This window comes from Mesorhizobium sp. 43Arga, from assembly GCF_053714255.1.
This window is the reverse complement of sequence record NZ_JBSKBO010000014.1, coordinates 78087-94847: the sequence shown is the minus strand read 5'-3', so window position 1 is coordinate 94847 and position 16761 is coordinate 78087. Positions and strand designations below refer to the sequence as shown.

16 protein-coding genes and 1 pseudogene are annotated in these 16761 nt (G+C 62.8%); 11 read left to right on the top strand and 6 right to left on the bottom strand.

Annotated features, from left to right (window positions below; all coding sequences use genetic code 11):
- Positions 1–792 (bottom strand): annotated as a pseudogene (locus ACWGS8_RS31770) (glutamine--fructose-6-phosphate transaminase (isomerizing)); the annotation flags it as partial.
- 207 nt (positions 793–999) lie between these two features.
- Between ACWGS8_RS31770 and ACWGS8_RS31765 the strand changes: the two are divergent.
- On the top strand, positions 1000–1374 hold the full coding sequence (locus ACWGS8_RS31765) for an ADP-ribosylation/crystallin J1 (RefSeq protein ID WP_454584643.1): 375 nt from the start codon (positions 1000–1002) through the stop codon (positions 1372–1374).
- Between the two features lie 3 nt (positions 1375–1377).
- On the opposite strand, the gene glmU is transcribed toward ACWGS8_RS31765, so the two are convergent.
- Entirely contained in the window at positions 1378–2754 is a 1377-nt protein-coding gene (gene glmU, locus ACWGS8_RS31760) for a bifunctional UDP-N-acetylglucosamine diphosphorylase/glucosamine-1-phosphate N-acetyltransferase GlmU (RefSeq protein WP_454584642.1), read from the bottom strand.
- Positions 2755–2970: 216 nt separating this feature from the next.
- Here glmU and ACWGS8_RS31755 point away from each other — a divergent pair, with 216 nt between their 5' ends.
- Entirely contained in the window at positions 2971–3192 is a 222-nt protein-coding gene (locus tag ACWGS8_RS31755; protein ID WP_454584641.1) for a hypothetical protein, read from the top strand.
- A 14-nt stretch (positions 3193–3206) separates the two neighbouring features.
- Here ACWGS8_RS31755 and ACWGS8_RS31750 read toward each other — a convergent pair whose 3' ends face one another.
- On the bottom strand, positions 3207–3953 hold the full coding sequence (locus ACWGS8_RS31750; protein WP_454584640.1) for a cytochrome c biogenesis CcdA family protein: 747 nt from the start codon (positions 3951–3953) through the stop codon (positions 3207–3209).
- Between the two features lie 178 nt (positions 3954–4131).
- Between ACWGS8_RS31750 and ACWGS8_RS31745 the strand changes: the two genes are divergently transcribed.
- The 9 genes from ACWGS8_RS31745 (at position 4132) to ACWGS8_RS31705 (ending at position 13619) form a co-directional block, all read left to right on the top strand.
- A complete protein-coding gene (locus ACWGS8_RS31745; protein WP_454584639.1) occupies positions 4132–4509 on the top strand; it encodes a COG4315 family predicted lipoprotein in 378 nt (125 codons plus the stop codon).
- A 356-nt stretch (positions 4510–4865) separates the two neighbouring features.
- The gene (topA, locus tag ACWGS8_RS31740) at positions 4866–7481 is read left to right on the top strand and encodes a type I DNA topoisomerase (protein ID WP_454584638.1); all 2616 of its coding nucleotides are present in this window, start codon (positions 4866–4868) and stop codon (positions 7479–7481) included.
- A 6-nt stretch (positions 7482–7487) separates the two neighbouring features.
- Positions 7488–9794, top strand: a complete 2307-nt coding sequence (rnr, locus tag ACWGS8_RS31735; RefSeq protein WP_454584637.1) for a ribonuclease R — start codon at positions 7488–7490, stop codon at positions 9792–9794.
- Positions 9794–10246, top strand: coding sequence for a DUF983 domain-containing protein (locus tag ACWGS8_RS31730; protein ID WP_454584636.1), 453 nt, complete (start codon positions 9794–9796; stop codon positions 10244–10246). The genes rnr and ACWGS8_RS31730 overlap by 1 nt, the downstream gene beginning before the upstream one ends.
- Positions 10247–10319: 73 nt before the next feature.
- Complete coding sequence (locus ACWGS8_RS31725; protein WP_454584635.1) at positions 10320–11060, top strand: NUDIX hydrolase; 741 nt, start codon at positions 10320–10322, stop codon at positions 11058–11060.
- A gap of 78 nt (positions 11061–11138) precedes the next feature.
- Positions 11139–12317, top strand: coding sequence for an MFS transporter (locus ACWGS8_RS31720; protein ID WP_454584634.1), 1179 nt, complete (start codon positions 11139–11141; stop codon positions 12315–12317).
- A 112-nt stretch (positions 12318–12429) separates the two neighbouring features.
- Positions 12430–12888 (top strand): hypothetical protein, encoded by a 459-nt coding sequence (locus ACWGS8_RS31715; protein ID WP_095791031.1) that lies wholly within the window; start codon positions 12430–12432, stop codon positions 12886–12888.
- A 153-nt stretch (positions 12889–13041) separates the two neighbouring features.
- Positions 13042–13209, top strand: coding sequence for a 50S ribosomal protein L33 (gene rpmG, locus ACWGS8_RS31710; protein ID WP_006201775.1), 168 nt, complete (start codon positions 13042–13044; stop codon positions 13207–13209).
- Between the two features lie 221 nt (positions 13210–13430).
- The gene (locus ACWGS8_RS31705) at positions 13431–13619 is read left to right on the top strand and encodes a hypothetical protein (RefSeq protein WP_454584633.1); all 189 of its coding nucleotides are present in this window, start codon (positions 13431–13433) and stop codon (positions 13617–13619) included.
- Between the two features lie 85 nt (positions 13620–13704).
- On the opposite strand, the gene ACWGS8_RS31700 is transcribed toward ACWGS8_RS31705, so the two are convergent.
- The 3 genes from ACWGS8_RS31700 to ACWGS8_RS31690 are packed head-to-tail and all read right to left on the bottom strand — an operon-like array spanning position 13705 to position 16548.
- The gene (locus ACWGS8_RS31700) at positions 13705–14772 is read right to left on the bottom strand and encodes an ABC transporter ATP-binding protein (protein ID WP_454584632.1); all 1068 of its coding nucleotides are present in this window, start codon (positions 14770–14772) and stop codon (positions 13705–13707) included.
- Between the two features lie 4 nt (positions 14773–14776).
- Positions 14777–15625, bottom strand: a complete 849-nt coding sequence (locus tag ACWGS8_RS31695) for a carbohydrate ABC transporter permease (RefSeq protein ID WP_454584631.1) — start codon at positions 15623–15625, stop codon at positions 14777–14779.
- Positions 15625–16548: a carbohydrate ABC transporter permease gene (locus ACWGS8_RS31690; RefSeq protein WP_454584630.1), complete on the bottom strand. Its 924-nt coding sequence runs from the start codon at positions 16546–16548 to the stop codon at positions 15625–15627. The genes ACWGS8_RS31695 and ACWGS8_RS31690 overlap by 1 nt, the downstream gene beginning before the upstream one ends.
- Between the last annotated feature and the right edge of the window lie 213 nt (positions 16549–16761).

The window sequence follows — 16761 nt, the reverse complement described above, 5'->3', positions numbered from 1 at the left end:
CGAGATCACTTCGGGCTGTTCATGGATTTCCTTTTCCATGAAATGCCGGCGGTTGCCCTTGTCGACCATGAAGGAGGTCGACAGCGACTGCTGGCGCTTGCGCTCGACCTTGTTGCCGTCGATGTCGAAGATGGCGACGCTGTCGCGGCGCACCACCGCCCAGTCGCCGTCCTCGAGATAGGTGATCGAATTGGTGAACGACGCCAGCGCGATGGCGTCCGACCCCAAGAACATCTCGCCATCGCCATGGCCGACGGCCAGCGGCGGGCCGTTGCGGGCGCCGACGATCAGGTCCTCGTCGCCCTTGAACATGATGGCCAGCGCAAAGGCGCCTTCCAGCCGCTTCAGCGCCTGGTGCGCGGCCTCGACCGGCTTCAGCCCCTTGGCCAGCTCCCGCGCCACCAGATGCGCGACGACCTCGGTGTCGGTCTGCGAGGAGAAGGAATAGCCGTCGCGGACCAGCTCGTCGCGCAGCTCGGCAAAGTTCTCGATGATGCCGTTGTGGACGATGGCGACGCCTGCGGAAAAATGCGGATGCGCGTTGGTCTCGTTGGGCACGCCATGGGTGGCCCAGCGCGTGTGGCCGATGCCGATCGTGCCGTCGAGCGGCTCGTCCTTGAGCCGGCGTTCGAGGTTGACCAGCTTGCCTTCGGCGCGGCGGCGGGCGAGCTCGCCATGCTCGATGGTGGCCACCCCGGCCGAGTCATAGCCGCGATATTCCAGCCGCTTCAGTGCATCAACGATGAGCGGCGCGACCTGCGAGTGGCCGACGATTCCAACGATGCCGCACATGCCGATAGCCCCCGATTCCTCATGGAAAACCAGCGATACTTAGGGATGGCCGGCCTGCCGTGAAAGTCACATTGCATTTCGTCCGGTGTAACGGACGGCTGCGCACGCATGCACCATGACAGACCGCTCTTGCAATCCGGTTACTGCAAATGTTCAGTTTTCAGCGATCCGATTGTCGTTCCGGCATTGTTTGGCTAAGCTTCGAGCATGAATGAAGCCCAGCCCACCATCACACTCTGGCGCCCGGTCGGACCTCGGGAGCTAAAACTCATCGAGGCGTCGGACATGCGGGCATTTCCGCCACGCCTTCCTGAACAGCCTATCTTCTATCCGGTTCTGTCGGAAGCCTATGCCGTGCAGATCGCGCGCGACTGGAATGTGCCGGCCAGCGGCGCGGGATTCGTGACCCGGTTTGCCGTGCTGAAAAGCTTTCTCGATGGCTACCGGGTCGAGCACGCCGGCAGCAAGTCGCACCAGGAATACTGGATTCCCGCCGAGGATCTCGTCGATTTCAACAGGGCCATCATCGGCAAGATCGAGGTGACCGCCACCTTCAGTCGAGATACGGCGCCGGCCAACTGACCGTCAGTGATCGGCGCCAGCGACCTTCTTCTTGGCCGCCGCGGCCGAGGCAAAGCGCTCGCGCAACTCCTTGCCCTTGCCAGGGATCGTCTTCTGGCGGGCGCGGCCAAAGGCCAGCGCATCGTCGGGCACGCTTTCGGTGATCACGCTGCCGGAAGCGATGTAGCCGCCCTTGCCGATCGACACAGGCGCCACCAGCGAGGAGTTCGAGCCGATAAAGGCGCCCTCGCCTATATCGGTGAAGAATTTCGAATAGCCGTCATAATTGCAGGTGATGGTGCCGGCGCCGATATTGGCGGCCGCGCCAACACGGGCATCGCCGATATAGGTCAGATGGTTGACCTTGGCGCCCTCCTCGATGACAGCCTGCTTGACCTCGCAGAAATTGCCGACCTTTGCTTTGTTCCGGAGATCGGCACCCGGCCGCAACCGCGCGAACGGCCCGACATCGCAGTTCGCGGCAATGGTTGCGCCTTCGATATGGCTGAAGGCATGGATCTTGGCGCCGCCGGCGATCTTCACGCCCGGGCCGAACCAGACATTGGGCTCGACGACGGTGTCGGCGCCGATCTCGGTGTCATGCGAGAAATAGACGGTCTCCGGCGCGATCAGCGTCACGCCCGACAGCATCGCCTCCTGGCGCCGACGTTGCTGCCAGATGCCTTCGGCCTGCGCCAGTTCAGCGCGATTGTTGATGCCGAGCGCATTCTCGAAACTGGCTTCCGTGGCAACGACATCAAGACCTTGCGCGCCGGCGATCTCGACGATGTCGGTCAGATAATACTCCCCCTTGGCGTTCTTGTTGCCGACCGCGTCGAGCAACTTCAGCGCGTGGGCGCCGGCTACCGCCATCATGCCCGCATTGCAGAAGCCGATCTTCTTTTCCGCCTCGGAACAGTCCTTTTCCTCGCGAATAGCAATCAGCTTGCCGCCTTTTTCGACCAGCCGGCCATAACCGTTTGGAAGAGGCGGACGGAAGCCGATCACCGCGACGGCCGCGCCTTCGGCGAGCTTCAGCCGCGCCAGGTTCAGCGCTTCCGCATCGATCAGCGGCGTGTCGCCGAACATCACCAGGATGTCGTCATAACCCCTTGATATCGCTTCGCGAGCGGCAAGAACAGCATGCGCCGTACCCAGGCGTTCTTCCTGCACGAAGGTCTCGGCCTTGGGCGAGAACTTCGCCACCGCCTTGCGCATCTCTTCCGCGCCATGGCCGATGACGATCGCATCGCTGCTGGCACCGGCGGCGTCGGCCGCCTTCACCACATGGGCGACCATCGGCAGGCCTGCAATCCGGTGCAGCACCTTCGGCAGAGCGCTCTTCATGCGCGTGCCTTCGCCGGCGGCGAGGATGACGGACAGGCAGGATCTCTGGCTCATAGGCGAACAACCATAGGAAAAGGGTTGGGAATCAAGACAGGATAGCAGTGGCGCCATGCTGCACCAATGCGGTTAAATTCCGGTGATTGGCCACCGCCCCCTTCAGAAACCCTAACCGCGCTGCCAACGATCATTCATATTAATCCATCTTAAATCTAACAAAACTATTTACTGAATAAATATCTATATGACGTCACCACAGAAGGCGTGAAGCAATTGACATACGTCGCCGACATGTTCATTGTTTTTATTGTTTTTGTTGTCGGAGTTGGTATCGGCATTCCGGTTAGCTGGTTCATATATGCCATGATTGCAGACAAGATATGGTACTTTTCTCTGGAAGGCGCCATACAAGGATACGCTATTTCGGGACTAATTGGTGCAGTTTTGGGCGGCGGAATTGCGCTGTTTCTCCTGGGCAAAATCTCGAAGAGATAGTGAGCCTCAGATACCTACCCCAGCCGACCCAGTAGCGGGAAATTCTCCAACAGCCAATAGGACACCGCCTGCACGCCGCCGGTGAGGAAAAACACGCCGGCGACGACCAGTAGCGCGCCGATTGCCTTTTCGACGCGGCCGAGATGGACGCGGAATTTGCCGAGGAAGCGCATGAAGGCGCCGGAAAACAGCGCGGCGATCAGGAAGGGGATGCCCAGCCCGAGCGAATAGGCGGCGAGCAGCAGCGCGCCCTCGCCCACGGTTTCGCGCCCGCCGGCCAGCGTCAGGATCGGCCCCAGCACCGGGCCGATACACGGCGTCCAGCCGAAGGCGAAGGCCAGCCCCATGACATAGGCGGCGACGGCACTGGCCGGCTTGCCTTGCGACTGGAAGCGCGCCTCGCGCGACAGAAGCGGAATACGCACTATGCCGAGGAAATTCAGGCCCATCAGGATGATCAGCACGCCGGCGCCCATCGCCAGCGGCTCCTGCCAGACGCGCAGCAGCCGTCCGATGGTCGAGGCGCCGGCGCCGAGCGCCACGAACACCGTCGAGAAGCCGAGCACGAAGGCGATCGATGAAGAGAGCAGCGCGCCGCGTGTACCTTCGCGGGCCGTGACGCCCGCATTGCCGCGAAAATCGTCGACCGACACGCCTGCCATGTAGCAGAGATAGGGCGGCACCAGCGGCAGCACGCAAGGCGACAGGAACGAGATGGCTCCCGCCCCGACGGCGCTGACATAGCCGATGTCCAATGCCATTCCAAAACTCCAACTGCTCCCCGGCGGATATAGCGACGGCTAGGCCTGTCTGCCAATCACCATTGTGTGGAAAGTCGGCGGCATACGGACATCGGGGACGAAAGCGCCCGCATGGGACGTTGATATCAAAGAGGCCGCGATTTCCCGCGCCTCTCCAATATCAGCCAGGGAGATTTCCATGAAAACCATAACCATAGGGCTGGCCGCACTGCTTCTCAGCACCGCCGCATCCTTCGCCGCCGGGGCGTGGAAGGAGGCCAAGGTCAACGGCACCAAGATCTACACCGACGCCAAGGGCATGACGCTCTATACCTATGACAAGGACGAGAAGGGCAAGACCAATTGCTACGACAAATGCGCCGCCAACTGGCCGGCGCTGAAGGCCGCGGCCGGCGCCAAGGCGGAAGACGAATGGAGCGTCGTCGACCGTACTGACGGCACCAAGATGTGGGCCTATGACGGCAAGCCAGTCTACACCTTCATCAAGGACAAAAAGGCCGGCGATGTGAACGGAGACGGTGTCGCCGGCGTCTGGCACATCCTCAAGGCTGATTGATCCTCGATACAATCGCCCGCCTGCCGGCGGGACAAGGCTGGTCGCCGGGCATTCCTCCATGCAGCCGGCGGCCAACGCCAGGCGGCCTTTCCCGGCGCGTACGCAACCGCCTTCTCCCCGACTCGGTGGAAAATGAATCGGGCCGTTTGCGCCGAGCAAGCGACGTCATCTTTCCCAGCCTGAAATCTGTGATTTTCTCCATACACTCTAAGAGTGTATTGCTGCGAACAGCCCCGCAATTTGGGCGCTTCCCCTTGACCGGATGCAAAAGCGCGGCCATGTGAGCGGCAAATAGAACGAGATTTCGTCGCGCGCAGCGGAATTCTTCTGCCGCATCACAGCTGATATGAGACCTCATGGACGTCGTCGTCGTCGAATCGCCGGCCAAGGCGAAGACAATCAACAAATACCTCGGCAAGAACTATAAGGTTCTGGCCTCGTTCGGCCATGTCCGCGATCTGCCGGCCAAGGATGGCTCGGTGCGCCCGGATGAAGACTTCGCCATGTCCTGGGCAGTCGACACCGCCTCGGGCAAGCGGCTCGCCGACATCGCCAAGGCGGTCAAGGATGCCGACGGCCTGATCCTCGCCACCGACCCGGATCGCGAAGGCGAGGCCATTTCCTGGCATGTTCTGGAAGTGCTGAAGCAGAAGCGCGCGCTGAAGGACAAGCCGGTCAGCCGCGTCGTCTTCAACGCCATCACCAAATCGTCGGTGCTGGAAGCCATGGCCAATCCGCGCCAGATCGACGCGCCGCTGGTCGATGCCTATCTGGCCCGCCGGGCGCTGGACTATCTCGTCGGCTTCACGCTGTCGCCGGTGCTGTGGCGCAAATTGCCCGGCGCCCGCTCGGCCGGCCGCGTCCAGTCCGTGGCACTGCGCCTGGTCTGCGACCGTGAATCCGAAATCGAACGCTTCATCCGCGAGGAATATTGGCAGATCGCCGCCATCCTCGGCACGCCGCGCAACGAGACTTTCGAAGCGCGGCTGACCGCCTTCGAGCGCAAGAAGCTGCAGAAGCTCGACATTGCCAACAAGGCGCAGGCCGACGACATCAAGGCGATGCTCGAGGGCGCGATCTTCAAGGCGTTGTCGGTGGAAGCAAAGCCGACCAAGCGCAATCCAGGCCCGCCCTTCACCACCTCGACGCTGCAGCAGGCCGCCTCCTCGGGCCTCGGTTTTTCGGCCACCCGCACCATGCAGGTGGCGCAGCGGCTCTATGAGGGCATGGACATTGGCGGCGAGACCGCCGGCCTGATCACCTATATGCGAACCGACGGCGTGCAGATGGCGCCCGAGGCGATCGACGCTGCCCGCGACGCTATCGCCAAGGAATTCGGCCCGAAATACCTGCCGGAAAAGCCGCGTTTCTACACGACCAAGGCCAAGAACGCCCAGGAAGCGCACGAAGCGATCCGCCCGACCGATTTCATGCGCACCCCGGCCTCGGTTCGGCAATATCTCGATGCCGACCAGGCGCGGCTCTATGAGCTGATCTGGAAGCGCGCCATCGCCAGCCAGATGCAGCCGGCCGAGATCGAGCGCACCACGGTCGAGATCGAAGCGGTCAACGGTGCCCGCACCGCCGAGCTTCGCGCTGTCGGTTCGGTCGTTCGCTTCGACGGCTTCATCGCCGCCTACACCGATCAGAAGGACGACGACGCGGAGGACGAGGAAAACCGCCGTCTGCCGGAAATCCGCGCCGGCGAGCAGCTTGCCCGCCAGGCGATCAACGCCACCCAGCACACGACCGAACCGCCGCCGCGCTATTCCGAGGCCTCGCTGATCAAGAAGCTGGAAGAACTCGGCATCGGCCGGCCTTCGACCTATACGGCAATCCTGAAGACGCTCGAGGACCGCGACTATGTCACGATCGACAAGCGCCGGCTGGTGCCGCAGGCCAAGGGCCGCCTGTTGTCCGCCTTCCTCGAAAGTTTCTTCGAGCGCTATGTCGAATATGATTTCACCGCTTCGCTGGAGGAAAAGCTCGACGAGATCTCGGACGGCAAGCTCGCCTGGAGGGACGTGCTGCGCGATTTCTGGAAGGATTTTTCCGGCGCCGTCGCCGACATAAAGGAACTGCGCGTCACCGACGTGCTCGATGCGCTGAACGAGGAACTGGCGCCGCTGGTGTTCCCGACGCGGGAAGACGGCTCCAACCCGCGCATCTGCCCGAAATGCGGCACCGGCAACCTATCGCTGAAGCTCGGCAAGTTCGGCGCCTTCGTCGGCTGCTCGAATTATCCCGAATGCTCCTTCACCCGCCAGCTCGGCGACGCCGCCAACCCGAATGGCGAGAATGGCGGCGGCGAGGACGGCATCAAGGTGCTGGGCAAGGATCCCTATACGGCGGAGGAAATCACCCTGCGCTCGGGTCGCTTCGGCCCCTACCTCCAGCGCGGCGACGGCAAGGAAGCCAAGCGCTCGAGCCTGCCCAAGGGCTGGACGCCCGAAACCATCGACCATGAGAAAGCATTGGCGTTGCTGGCGCTGCCGCGCGATATCGGCAAGCATCCTGAAACATCCAAGATGATCTCGGCCGGGCTCGGCCGCTACGGCCCGTTCGTGCTGCACGATGGCACCTACGCCAATCTCGACAGCATCGAGGATGTGTTCTCGATCGGCCTCAACCGCGCCGTCACGGTGATTGCCGAGAAGCAGTCGAAGGGCAAGGGCGGCCGCAATGGCGGCACGCCGGCGGCGCTGAAGGAGCTTGGCGACCATCCGGACGGTGGCGGCAAGATCGTCGTGCGCGACGGCAAATACGGACCTTACGTCAATTTCGGCAAGGTCAATGCCACGCTGCCCAAGGGCAAGGATCCGCAATCGGTGACCATCGAGGATGCGTTGGCGCTGATTGCCGAGAAAGAAGCCAAGGGCGGCGGCGGCAAGAAGCCGTTCCGCAAGGCGGCCAAGGTGCCGGCAGCCAAGAAGACGGCGGCCAAAAAGCCGGCCGCGAAGAAAAAAGGGTAGGACGGCGTGGCGCGCAGGATTTCCGGACGAAGCCACGGCGATCCTCGCACCGCCGACACCAGGGCCAAGGTCAAGGACGACTACCGGCCCTCGCGCGATGAAATCCTGCGCTATATCGCCGAAAATCCCGATCGTGCCGGAAAGCGCGACATCGCCAAGGCCTTCGCCTTGCGCGGTGATGACCGCATCTGGCTGAAAGATCTCCTGCGTGACCTGCAGGATGAAGGCGTGCTCACCAAGGAGCGCAAGCGACTGGCCCGGGTCGGCGCCCTGCCCCATGTCGCCGTGCTCGACATTTTCGGCCGTGACGGTGACGGCATTCTGCTGGCGCATCCAGCGGAATCCGTCGGCACGGGCGAGCCACCTGTCGTCTCTATCCGCGTTTCGCGCAGCGGCAATGGTCCGGCGCCGGGAATTGGCGACCGCGTCCTGGCCAAGACCTTCCCGACCGATGATCCGGCCGGCCCCGCCTACACCGGCCGGGTGATGAAGATCTTCGAGAAGCGCACCGATGCCGTCCTCGGCGTCTTCCGCGTGCTAAAGGACGGCACCTTCCGCATCGAGCCGGTGGAACGGCGCCAGCCGGAGTTGATCGTCGACAAGGAATTCCAGAACGGCGCCAAGAATGGCGACCTGGTCGAGGTCGAGCCGGCGCGGGCTTCCCGCTACGGGCTGCCGAGAGCCAAGGTGGTCAATGTGCTGGGCTCGCTGACCAGCGAAAAAGCGGTCTCGATGATCGCCATCCACGCCCACGACATCCCGCACATCTTTCCGGCCGACGTCATCGCCGAATCCGAAGCCGTCAAGCCGGCGACGCTTGACCACCGCGAGGACTGGCGCGACCTGCCTCTCGTCACCATCGATCCGGCCGACGCCAAGGACCACGATGACGCTGTCTTCGCGACGCCCGATCTCGACGAAAAGAACCCGGGTGGCGTGATCGCCACCGTGGCGATCGCTGACGTTGCCGCCTATGTCCGCTATGGCACGGCGCTGGACCGCGAAGCCTTGAAGCGCGGCAATTCAGTCTACTTCCCGGATCGCGTCGTGCCGATGCTGCCGGAGCGCATCTCGAACGATCTCTGTTCGCTGCGAGAGGGCCAGGATCGCCCGGCGCTGGCCGTGCGCATGACCTTCTCCGCCGATGGTCACAAGATCAGGCACTCCTTCCACCGCGTGATGATGAAATCGGCGGCGAAGCTCGCCTATCCGCAGGCGCAGGCGGCCATCGACGGCGTGCCCGACGACAAGACCGGCCCGATCCTGGACACGGTGCTGAAGCCGCTCTGGGATGCCTATGCGATCCTCAAGCGCGGTCGTGCCGGCCGCCAGCCGCTCGAACTCGACCTGCCGGAGCGCAAGATCATGCTCAAGCCGGATGGCACGGTCGACCGTGTCATCGTGCCGGAGCGGCTCGATGCCCATAAGCTGATCGAAGAATTCATGATCCAGGCCAATGTCGCCGCCGCCGAGACGCTGGAGGCGAAGAAGCAGGCGCTGGTCTACCGCGTGCACGACGCGCCGTCGCTCGCCAAGCAGGAATCGCTGCGCGAATTCCTGCAGACGCTCGGCCTGTCAATGGCGCGCGGCGCGCAGATGCGGCCGAGCCAGTTCAACGGCATTCTCGAGCGCGTGCGCGGCGCCGACAATGAGGCGCTGGTCAACGAGGTGGTGCTGCGCTCGCAGAGCCAGGCCGAATATTCGCCCGGGAATATCGGCCATTTCGGCCTCAACCTCCGGCGCTACGCCCATTTCACCTCGCCGATCCGCCGCTATGCCGATTTGATCGTGCATCGCGGGCTTATTGCCGCACTCAGCCTCGGTCCGGGAGGATTGACGCAGGACGAAGCAGCTCGGCTCGAAGACGTTGCGATACTGATTTCCGGCACGGAACGGCGTGCCATGGCGGCCGAGCGCGACACGGTCGACCGGCTGATCGCGGCCTATCTCGCCGAGCGCATCGACGACCGGTTCGACGCCCGAATCTCCGGCGTCACCAAATCAGGACTATTTGTCCAATTGCCGCAGTATGGCGCCGATGGCTTCATCCCCGTGTCAACTCTGGGCGGCGACTACTATATATACGACGAAACGGCTCGCTCGCTCTTCGGAGAACGCTCAGGCAAAGGCTACCAGCTCGCGGACCATGTCGAGGTCCGACTCGTCGAGGTGGCACCGATGGCCGGCGCCATGCGCTTCGAGATGCTGACCGACCCGAAGCCCCTGCCAGGCTCCACCAGGTCGTTTCACAAGGCCAAGGGCCGCGCCCGGGCGTCGCAATCGCGATCGGGTTCGCGCGGCAGGAGACGATAATGCCAAAAGAATTCGGGATACAAGAACAGGTTTTCGGCGGCGAACATCACACGGGCCGGATTGCCCGCCCCTTGTGGACGGCGATGAAGCGCGGCCTTTTGGGCCGCTGCCCGAACTGCGGCGAAGGCAAGCTGTTTCGCGGCTTCACCAAGACCGTCGACACTTGCAGCGTCTGTGGCGAGGAAATCCATCACCATCGCGCCGACGACCTGCCGGCCTATCTGGTCATCGTCATCGTCGGCCACATCGTTCTCGGCGCCTTCATGGGCGTTGAAGCGACATCGACCTTGTCCACCTGGCAGCACATCCTCATCTGGGTGCCCTTGACCATCATCTTGTCGGTTGCCCTGCTGCAGCCTGTCAAAGGCGCCGTCATCGGACTGCAATGGGCGTTCTATATGCACGGATTCGGTGGCGAAAAGGATGGGGCGGGCTCCCACCACGGCGCCTGATGCGCCACTGGCGCAACACGCCAATCGCTAAGGCCACTTTCGCATGCAAGAAGTTTCCGCTAGGTCCCTGCGCATGGAAGCAATGACCAAGGCGGATGTCGACAAGCTCGACAAGGGTCTCACCGCATATGGCGGCCGGCCTCTGCGTCCGCGTGATGCCGCGACCCTGATCCTGCTCGACCGCAAGGGCGACGAGGTGCTTGTACTGATGGGGCGCCGTCACGCCGGCCACGCCTTCATGCCTGGAAAATTCGTGTTTCCGGGCGGCCGCACCGATCCGGCCGACAGCCGCATCGCGACAGCCACGGCATTGCATCGCGACGAGGAAGCGAAGCTGCTGGTGGGTCCCGGCCGCACCAGTGCCGCGCGGGCCCGCGCTGTCGCCTTGTCCGCAATTCGCGAGACCTATGAGGAAGCCGGGCTGCTCATCGGCGAGAGGGCCGCCTTTGCCTGCGACAAGCGCGACTGGCAAGGTTTTGTCGAACACGGTGTCAGGCCTTCGCTCGAAACGCTGCGCTTCATCGCGCGCGCCATCACTCCGCCCAACCGGGTGCGCCGCTTCGATACGCGCTTCTTCAGCGCCTGGCGCAGCGATGTGGCCGTTGAACTGCCGGGCGGCGGCCCGACCAATGAACTCGAGGAACTGGTCTGGCTGCCGCTTGCCAAGGCCAGGGAAGCCGACATACCCGACATCACCCGAATGATCCTGGACGAGCTGGAAAAGCGCCTCGCCCATGATCCGCTGTTGCGTCCGGGCGGTCCCGTGCCGTTCTACCGGCTTGTCCGTAACCGCTTCACCCGCGAACTTCTGTAGAGCAATCCCAGGAAGGGTGTGACGCGGTTTTCCCTCCGAAATTGCGTAAGATCAACGAGACAGAGTATTCAGCATCCCATGACGGTCGATACCCAACCACAGGGCGACGAACGCGTACACTGGCTGCCAATGGTGGCGGCGATCTCGTCGATCAGCGTCGTCGGAATCGCCATTGGCCTCGGCATGCCGCTGCTCAGCGTCATCCTGGAAACGCGCGGCCACTCGGCTTCGATGATCGGCCTCAACACCGCCGTCGCCGGCCTGGCCTCGATCGCCGGCGCGCCGTTGGCGACACCGCTCGCCATGCGCTTTGGCGTCGCCTGGACCATGATCGCCATGATTGCCACCGGCGCTCTGGCCTTCGTCGGCTTCCATTTCGCGCCCAATTTCTGGATGTGGTTCCCGCTGCGCATCGTGCTGCACATCGCCTTGACGGTGCTGTTCATCCTGTCTGAATTCTGGATCAGCACGTCGGCACCGCCGCACCGGCGCGGCCTTGTCCTTGGCATCTACGCCACCGTGCTGTCGCTTGGTTTTGCCGCCGGACCGTGGCTGTTCGCCCATCTCGGCAGTTCCGGCTTCAGGCCGTTCGGCGTCATCATCGCGCTGGTCACGCTGGCCGCGATACCGGTGCTGGCCGCGCGCAACGAAAGCCCCTCCATCGTCGCCGATGGCGAAACCAGCAATTTCCTGCGCTACATCTGGCTGGTGCCGACCGCGACCTTTGCCGTGCTGGTGTTCGGCGCGGTCGAGACCGGCGGCTTCGCGCTGTTCCCGGTCTACGGCAACCGCATCGGCTATTCCGAAGCCGACGCCGCATTGCTGCTGACCATGATCGGCCTTGGCAATGTGCTCTTGCAGATTCCGATCGGCATGATCAGCGACCGCGTTTCGGACCGGCGCTATCTGCTGCTCGCCTGCGCCACGGTTGGCCTTGCCGGCACGCTGTTCATGCCCTTCTTTGCCGCGAACTGGCACTTGATGGCAGCGCTTCTGTTTGTCTGGGGCGGTGTCGTCGCGGCCATGTACACGATCGGCCTCGCCCATCTCGGTTCGCAGCTCTCGGGCCACGAACTGGCGTCGGCCAACGCAGCCTTCGTGCTGTGCTACGGCGTTGGCATGGTGCTTGGCCCACAGGTGATCGGCATCGGCATGGACAGTTTCGGGCCTTCCGGCTTCGGCTGGTCGCTCGGCCTGTTCTTCGGCGCCTATATCGCCCTGGTCTGCTTCAGGCTGGTGCGCAAGCTCCTTTTGTAGCGCGTCTGCGATCGCGATTCTGTTCCCGTGTGCGGCAGCTGCTGACAGAACCGTGTCAGGAGCCACGCGGTAAAAGAGTATTCCCAAAACATCGGAAGTTGAGGACACTCCCATGATCGACAGCGGCTTTGAAACAACATCCCTGCGAATGACGCTCCTGCTGCTCGTGACCTTCCAGGCCCCGGCCGCGGATGTCGACCGCATCATGGACGCGGTGGTTGCGATCGCCCCGCTGGCGATGGGCAAGTATGACCGCAACGCCTATCAGTCGGCGCATGGCATCGAGCGCTACAGGCCGCTCGAAGGGGCCGCGGCCGGGGCCGAAACCGAATTGCGCCGCCGCCCGGGCACGGTTGAGGTGTCATTCGAATTGCCCGACGACCAGGCACTGGCCAGCCGTGTCGTCGAGGCGATTTTCCAGGCCCATTCCTACCAGGAGCCGGTGATCCGCATCCAGCCGATCCTTGCCAGCCGCTCCAAGGGGCTGGACGACCGCGCCAATCCGAATCGCTGGTGGAACACCACTGGAGACTGGAAAAAGATTGCGGCGCCGGAGACAGAAACCGCATGATTTGATGCCAAGGGGCGGTTCCGGTGGGGCCGAGAAGCTCCGCCGGGCTTGACTTTCCAGGCACGTTCTTTATGTGTCGCGCCAAGTTTCCCGCGTCCGGGTGTTTTCCCGTGCTCCAGCGGCCAAAACCCCACGAACAAACGGACTGATACCATGGCCAAAGCCGCAAACATCAAGATCAAGCTTCTGTCGACCGCCGACACCGGTTTCTTCTACGTGACCAGCAAGAACAGCCGTACCAAGACCGACAAGCTGTCGTTCCGCAAGTACGACCCGGTCGCCAAGAAGCACGTCGAATTCAAGGAAACCAAGATCAAGTAATCTGGGTTTTCCCTTGCAAACAAAAACGCCGCCCATCGGGCGGCGTTTTTGCATCCAAGCCGTTGTTTTTGTTAAGGCAAGAGACCGCCAGCATAACGCGTCTGGTAGCCAATATGGCTAAACCAAGAGCCGCCATTCCTTAAATTGCCGATTCATCCATTAGCAATCCCTAAACTAAGTGGGAGGACGATGCGGCGTTGGGTTGGCTAGTGGGTGTTGCGATGCAAAGCGACTTTGCAGCGGCGCGCGAGCTGTTGGAATGCGCACAAAACCGCCTGTGCGGCGAAGACGAAACAAGCCAAAAGATCCGCGCCAGGCTAGATGTGATGATCGAAGAAATAGCGGCTGCGGAATTTCAGAAGTCGCCGCTGACGATCGTGCCTTTCCCGAGAAATCGGCCGCGAAGGTAGCGCAACAAATAGCCCCACCGGGCGGCGATTTTGTTTGCAAGACAGAGGCTGTGCCGAATTCCCTCAGCCCCGCCCGAAATCTCCTTCAGCCGATGCGATCGCCGATTTTCGGATCGAACAGATGCAGCGCCACCGGATCGGCCGCCAGCCTCACGGTGTCCCCGGGCTTTACGCCGGCGCGCCCCATGGCAAAGACGCAGAGCTGCTGGTTCGCCAATTTGACGTAGAACTGCGTCGAAAGCCCGAGCGGCTCCACCACCACCACCTCGCCCTGCAGCGCGCCGTCTTCGGCCAGCCTTATATGTTCGGGCCGCAGGCCGATGGTGATCGCGTCGCCGCCCTTGAGCGGCAGGCCATCCGGCAGCCGCAGCTTCTGGCCATCGGAAAGAACGGCGTCCACCTTTGCAGCCTTCTCTACCGTTGCGGGCAGGAAATTCATGCCCGGTGAGCCGATGAAGCCGGCAACGAACACGTTGGCTGGCCGGTCATAGAGATCGAGCGGCGCGCCGACCTGCTGGATCAGCCCGTCATGCATGACGACGATCCGGTCGGCCATGGTCATCGCCTCGATCTGGTCGTGGGTGACGTAGACCGAGGTGGTCTTCAACTGCTGGTGCAGCGCCTTGATCTCGGCCCGCATATGCACGCGCAGCTTGGCGTCGAGGTTGGAGAGCGGCTCGTCGAAGAGAAAAACCTTGGGATCGCGCACGATGGCGCGCCCCATGGCGACGCGCTGGCGCTGGCCGCCGGACAATTGCCGCGGCAAGCGTTGCAGGAATGTGTCCAGCCCGAGCCGCTTGGCTGCGCCATCCACCCTTGCATCGATCGTGGACTTCTCCGCCTTCTTCAAGAGCAGGCTGAAGCCCATGTTCTTCGACACGTCCATGTGCGGATAGAGCGCATAGGACTGGAACACCATAGCGATATCGCGATCTTTCGGCGCGACGTCGTTGACCAGCCGCTCGCCGATGCGGATCTCGCCGCCGGAAGCCTCCTCCAGCCCGGCGATCATGCGCAAAAGCGTTGACTTGCCGCAACCGGACGGCCCGACCAGGACGACGAACTCGCCATCGGCGATTTCAAGGTCGACCGCATGCAGGACGCGGACGGCGCCATAATCCTTGCGGACCTTATCGAGTGTAACAGAAGCCATCGATCTATCCTTTGACGGCGCCGGCGGTCAGGCCGGTGACGAGATAGCGTTGCAGGAAGGCGAAGAAGATGCAGACCGGGATCAGCGCCAGGATGGATGCCGCCATCATCTGCCCCCAGTCGACGGCGAACTTGCCGATAAAGGTGAGCAGGCCGACCGCGAAAGTCTTCTGGTCGTCGCTGGAAATCAGCATCAGGGCGAACAGAAGCTCGCTCCAGGCAGCAGTGAAAACGAAGCCAAGCGTCGCCCCCATGCCGGGCAGCGTCAGCGGCACGATCACCTTGCGCATCGCCTGGGCCCGCGTGCAGCCGTCGATCATCGCGGCTTCCTCCAGATCCTTCGGGATGCCGTCAAAGAAGGACTGCATCAGGAAGGTGGCGAAGGCGGTGTTGAAGGCGGTGTAGATGATGATCAGCCCTGTCAGGCTGTTGATCAGGCCGATCTGCCCCATCACCCGGTAGATCGGCGGAATGACCATCACCAGCGGAAAGGTCTGGGTCAAAAGCAGCATCAAGGCCAGCACCGCCTTGCCGCGAAAGGTGAAGCGCGACATGGCATAGCCGGCGAGCGTGGCGACGACTGTCACCAAGGCCGCCGTCGACACCGAGACGATGACGCTGTTGAGGAAATAGCGCGGGAAATCGGTGGCTTCGAGCACGGTGACGAAATTCTGCAACGTCATCCGCGAAGGCCAGAAGGTGACGCCTTCCGAATAGAGCAGCCGTTCCGGCGTGACCGAGATCTTCAGCGTCCAGTAGATCGGGAACAAGGCGAAGACCACATAGGCTGCGATTGCCGCGTAGAGGCCGACACTGCCGAAGAACCGTTGTGAGGTTGAGCGTCCCGCGATCATCAGACGTGCCTCACCAGGGAGCGACGGATGGCGATCAGCGCGATCGCATAGGCAATGAGCAGGACAAGCAGCAGCACGGCCACCGCCGAGGCATAGCCCTTGTCCAGCGATTTGAAGGCGCTGACATAGATGTAGACCGGCACCGTGTTGGTCGAGCCGGCCGGTCCGCCCTCGGTCATGACGAAGATCAGGTCGGCAAAGGTGGCGATCCAAATGGTGCGCAGCATCACCGTTATGGCGATCGTCGGCGCCAGGAACGGCAGCGTCACCTTGGTGAAGCGCTGCCAGGGCGAAGCGCCGTCGATCGCCGCCGCCTCATGCAATTCCGACGGAATGGACTTCAGCGCCGCCAGCAGCGTGATGGCGAAGAACGGAATGCCGAACCAGACATTGGCGACGATCGGCCCCCACATGGCGGTGGCGGGATCCGAGAGAATGTTGGTTGGCTCGGCCTTCAGCCCGAGTGCGAAAAGCCAATGCGGCAACGGGCCGATGATCGGGTTGAACAGCCAGGCCCAGGTCAGGCCGGACAGGAACGACGGCACCGCCCAGGGCAGGAACACCAGCGCCTGCACCGCCTTGCGGCCCCGGAACGGCTTGTCGAGCAGCAGCGCCAGGCCAAGGCCGAGGAAGAACTGGAAGAACAGGCTGGCGACCGTCCACCACAGCGTGTTGACCAGCGCCTGCCCCAACACCGGATCCGACAGCATCGCGCGATACTGCCCGAGCCCGACAAATTCGGACTTGAAGGCCGAGAATTTGCGGAACGAGTAGCTGATGCCGATGACCAGCGGCACCAGCAGCACCACAACCAGCAGGATGATCGACGGGCTGAGATAGAGCCAGGGCTCGATGGCGGCGTACGACAGCCGCTTTCGTCGCGGCTTGCCGGTGGATCGGATTTCGGACACGGCGTAGGTCATGGATTTGGCTCTACGGTGGAGGATGGGAAGGCAAAACGGCGTCCTTCTCCCCGTTCAACGGGGAGAAGATGCCGGTCGACCCTCTGAAGCTGCGGCGCAGCTGCTGCGGAGGCCGGGCAGGCAGATGAGGGGCGGTGCTAGCTTCTCAAAACTTGGCGCTGCCCCTCATCCGTCCCTTCGGGACACCTTCTCCCCGTGAAACGGGGAGAAGGA

What these genes read in the sequence shown, in the direction of transcription:
- ACWGS8_RS31690 (WP_454584630.1), bottom strand. Translation starts at nt 16,548, where the DNA reads ATGACCTACGCCGTGTCCGAAATCCGATCCACCGGCAAGCCGCGACGA.
- ACWGS8_RS31705 (WP_454584633.1), top strand. Translation starts at nt 13,431, where the DNA reads ATGCAAAGCGACTTTGCAGCGGCGCGCGAGCTGTTGGAATGCGCACAA.
- ACWGS8_RS31745 (WP_454584639.1), top strand. Translation starts at nt 4,132, where the DNA reads ATGAAAACCATAACCATAGGGCTGGCCGCACTGCTTCTCAGCACCGCC.
- ACWGS8_RS31730 (WP_454584636.1), top strand. Translation starts at nt 9,794, where the DNA reads ATGCCAAAAGAATTCGGGATACAAGAACAGGTTTTCGGCGGCGAACAT.
- ACWGS8_RS31700 (WP_454584632.1), bottom strand. Translation starts at nt 14,772, where the DNA reads ATGGCTTCTGTTACACTCGATAAGGTCCGCAAGGATTATGGCGCCGTC.
- ACWGS8_RS31695 (WP_454584631.1), bottom strand. Translation starts at nt 15,625, where the DNA reads ATGATCGCGGGACGCTCAACCTCACAACGGTTCTTCGGCAGTGTCGGC.
- ACWGS8_RS31765 (WP_454584643.1), top strand. Translation starts at nt 1,000, where the DNA reads ATGAATGAAGCCCAGCCCACCATCACACTCTGGCGCCCGGTCGGACCT.
- ACWGS8_RS31720 (WP_454584634.1), top strand. Translation starts at nt 11,139, where the DNA reads ATGACGGTCGATACCCAACCACAGGGCGACGAACGCGTACACTGGCTG.
- topA (WP_454584638.1), top strand. Translation starts at nt 4,866, where the DNA reads ATGGACGTCGTCGTCGTCGAATCGCCGGCCAAGGCGAAGACAATCAAC.
- rpmG (WP_006201775.1), top strand. Translation starts at nt 13,042, where the DNA reads ATGGCCAAAGCCGCAAACATCAAGATCAAGCTTCTGTCGACCGCCGAC.
- glmU (WP_454584642.1), bottom strand. Translation starts at nt 2,754, where the DNA reads ATGAGCCAGAGATCCTGCCTGTCCGTCATCCTCGCCGCCGGCGAAGGC.
- ACWGS8_RS31725 (WP_454584635.1), top strand. Translation starts at nt 10,320, where the DNA reads ATGGAAGCAATGACCAAGGCGGATGTCGACAAGCTCGACAAGGGTCTC.
- ACWGS8_RS31750 (WP_454584640.1), bottom strand. Translation starts at nt 3,953, where the DNA reads ATGGCATTGGACATCGGCTATGTCAGCGCCGTCGGGGCGGGAGCCATC.
- ACWGS8_RS31715 (WP_095791031.1), top strand. Translation starts at nt 12,430, where the DNA reads ATGATCGACAGCGGCTTTGAAACAACATCCCTGCGAATGACGCTCCTG.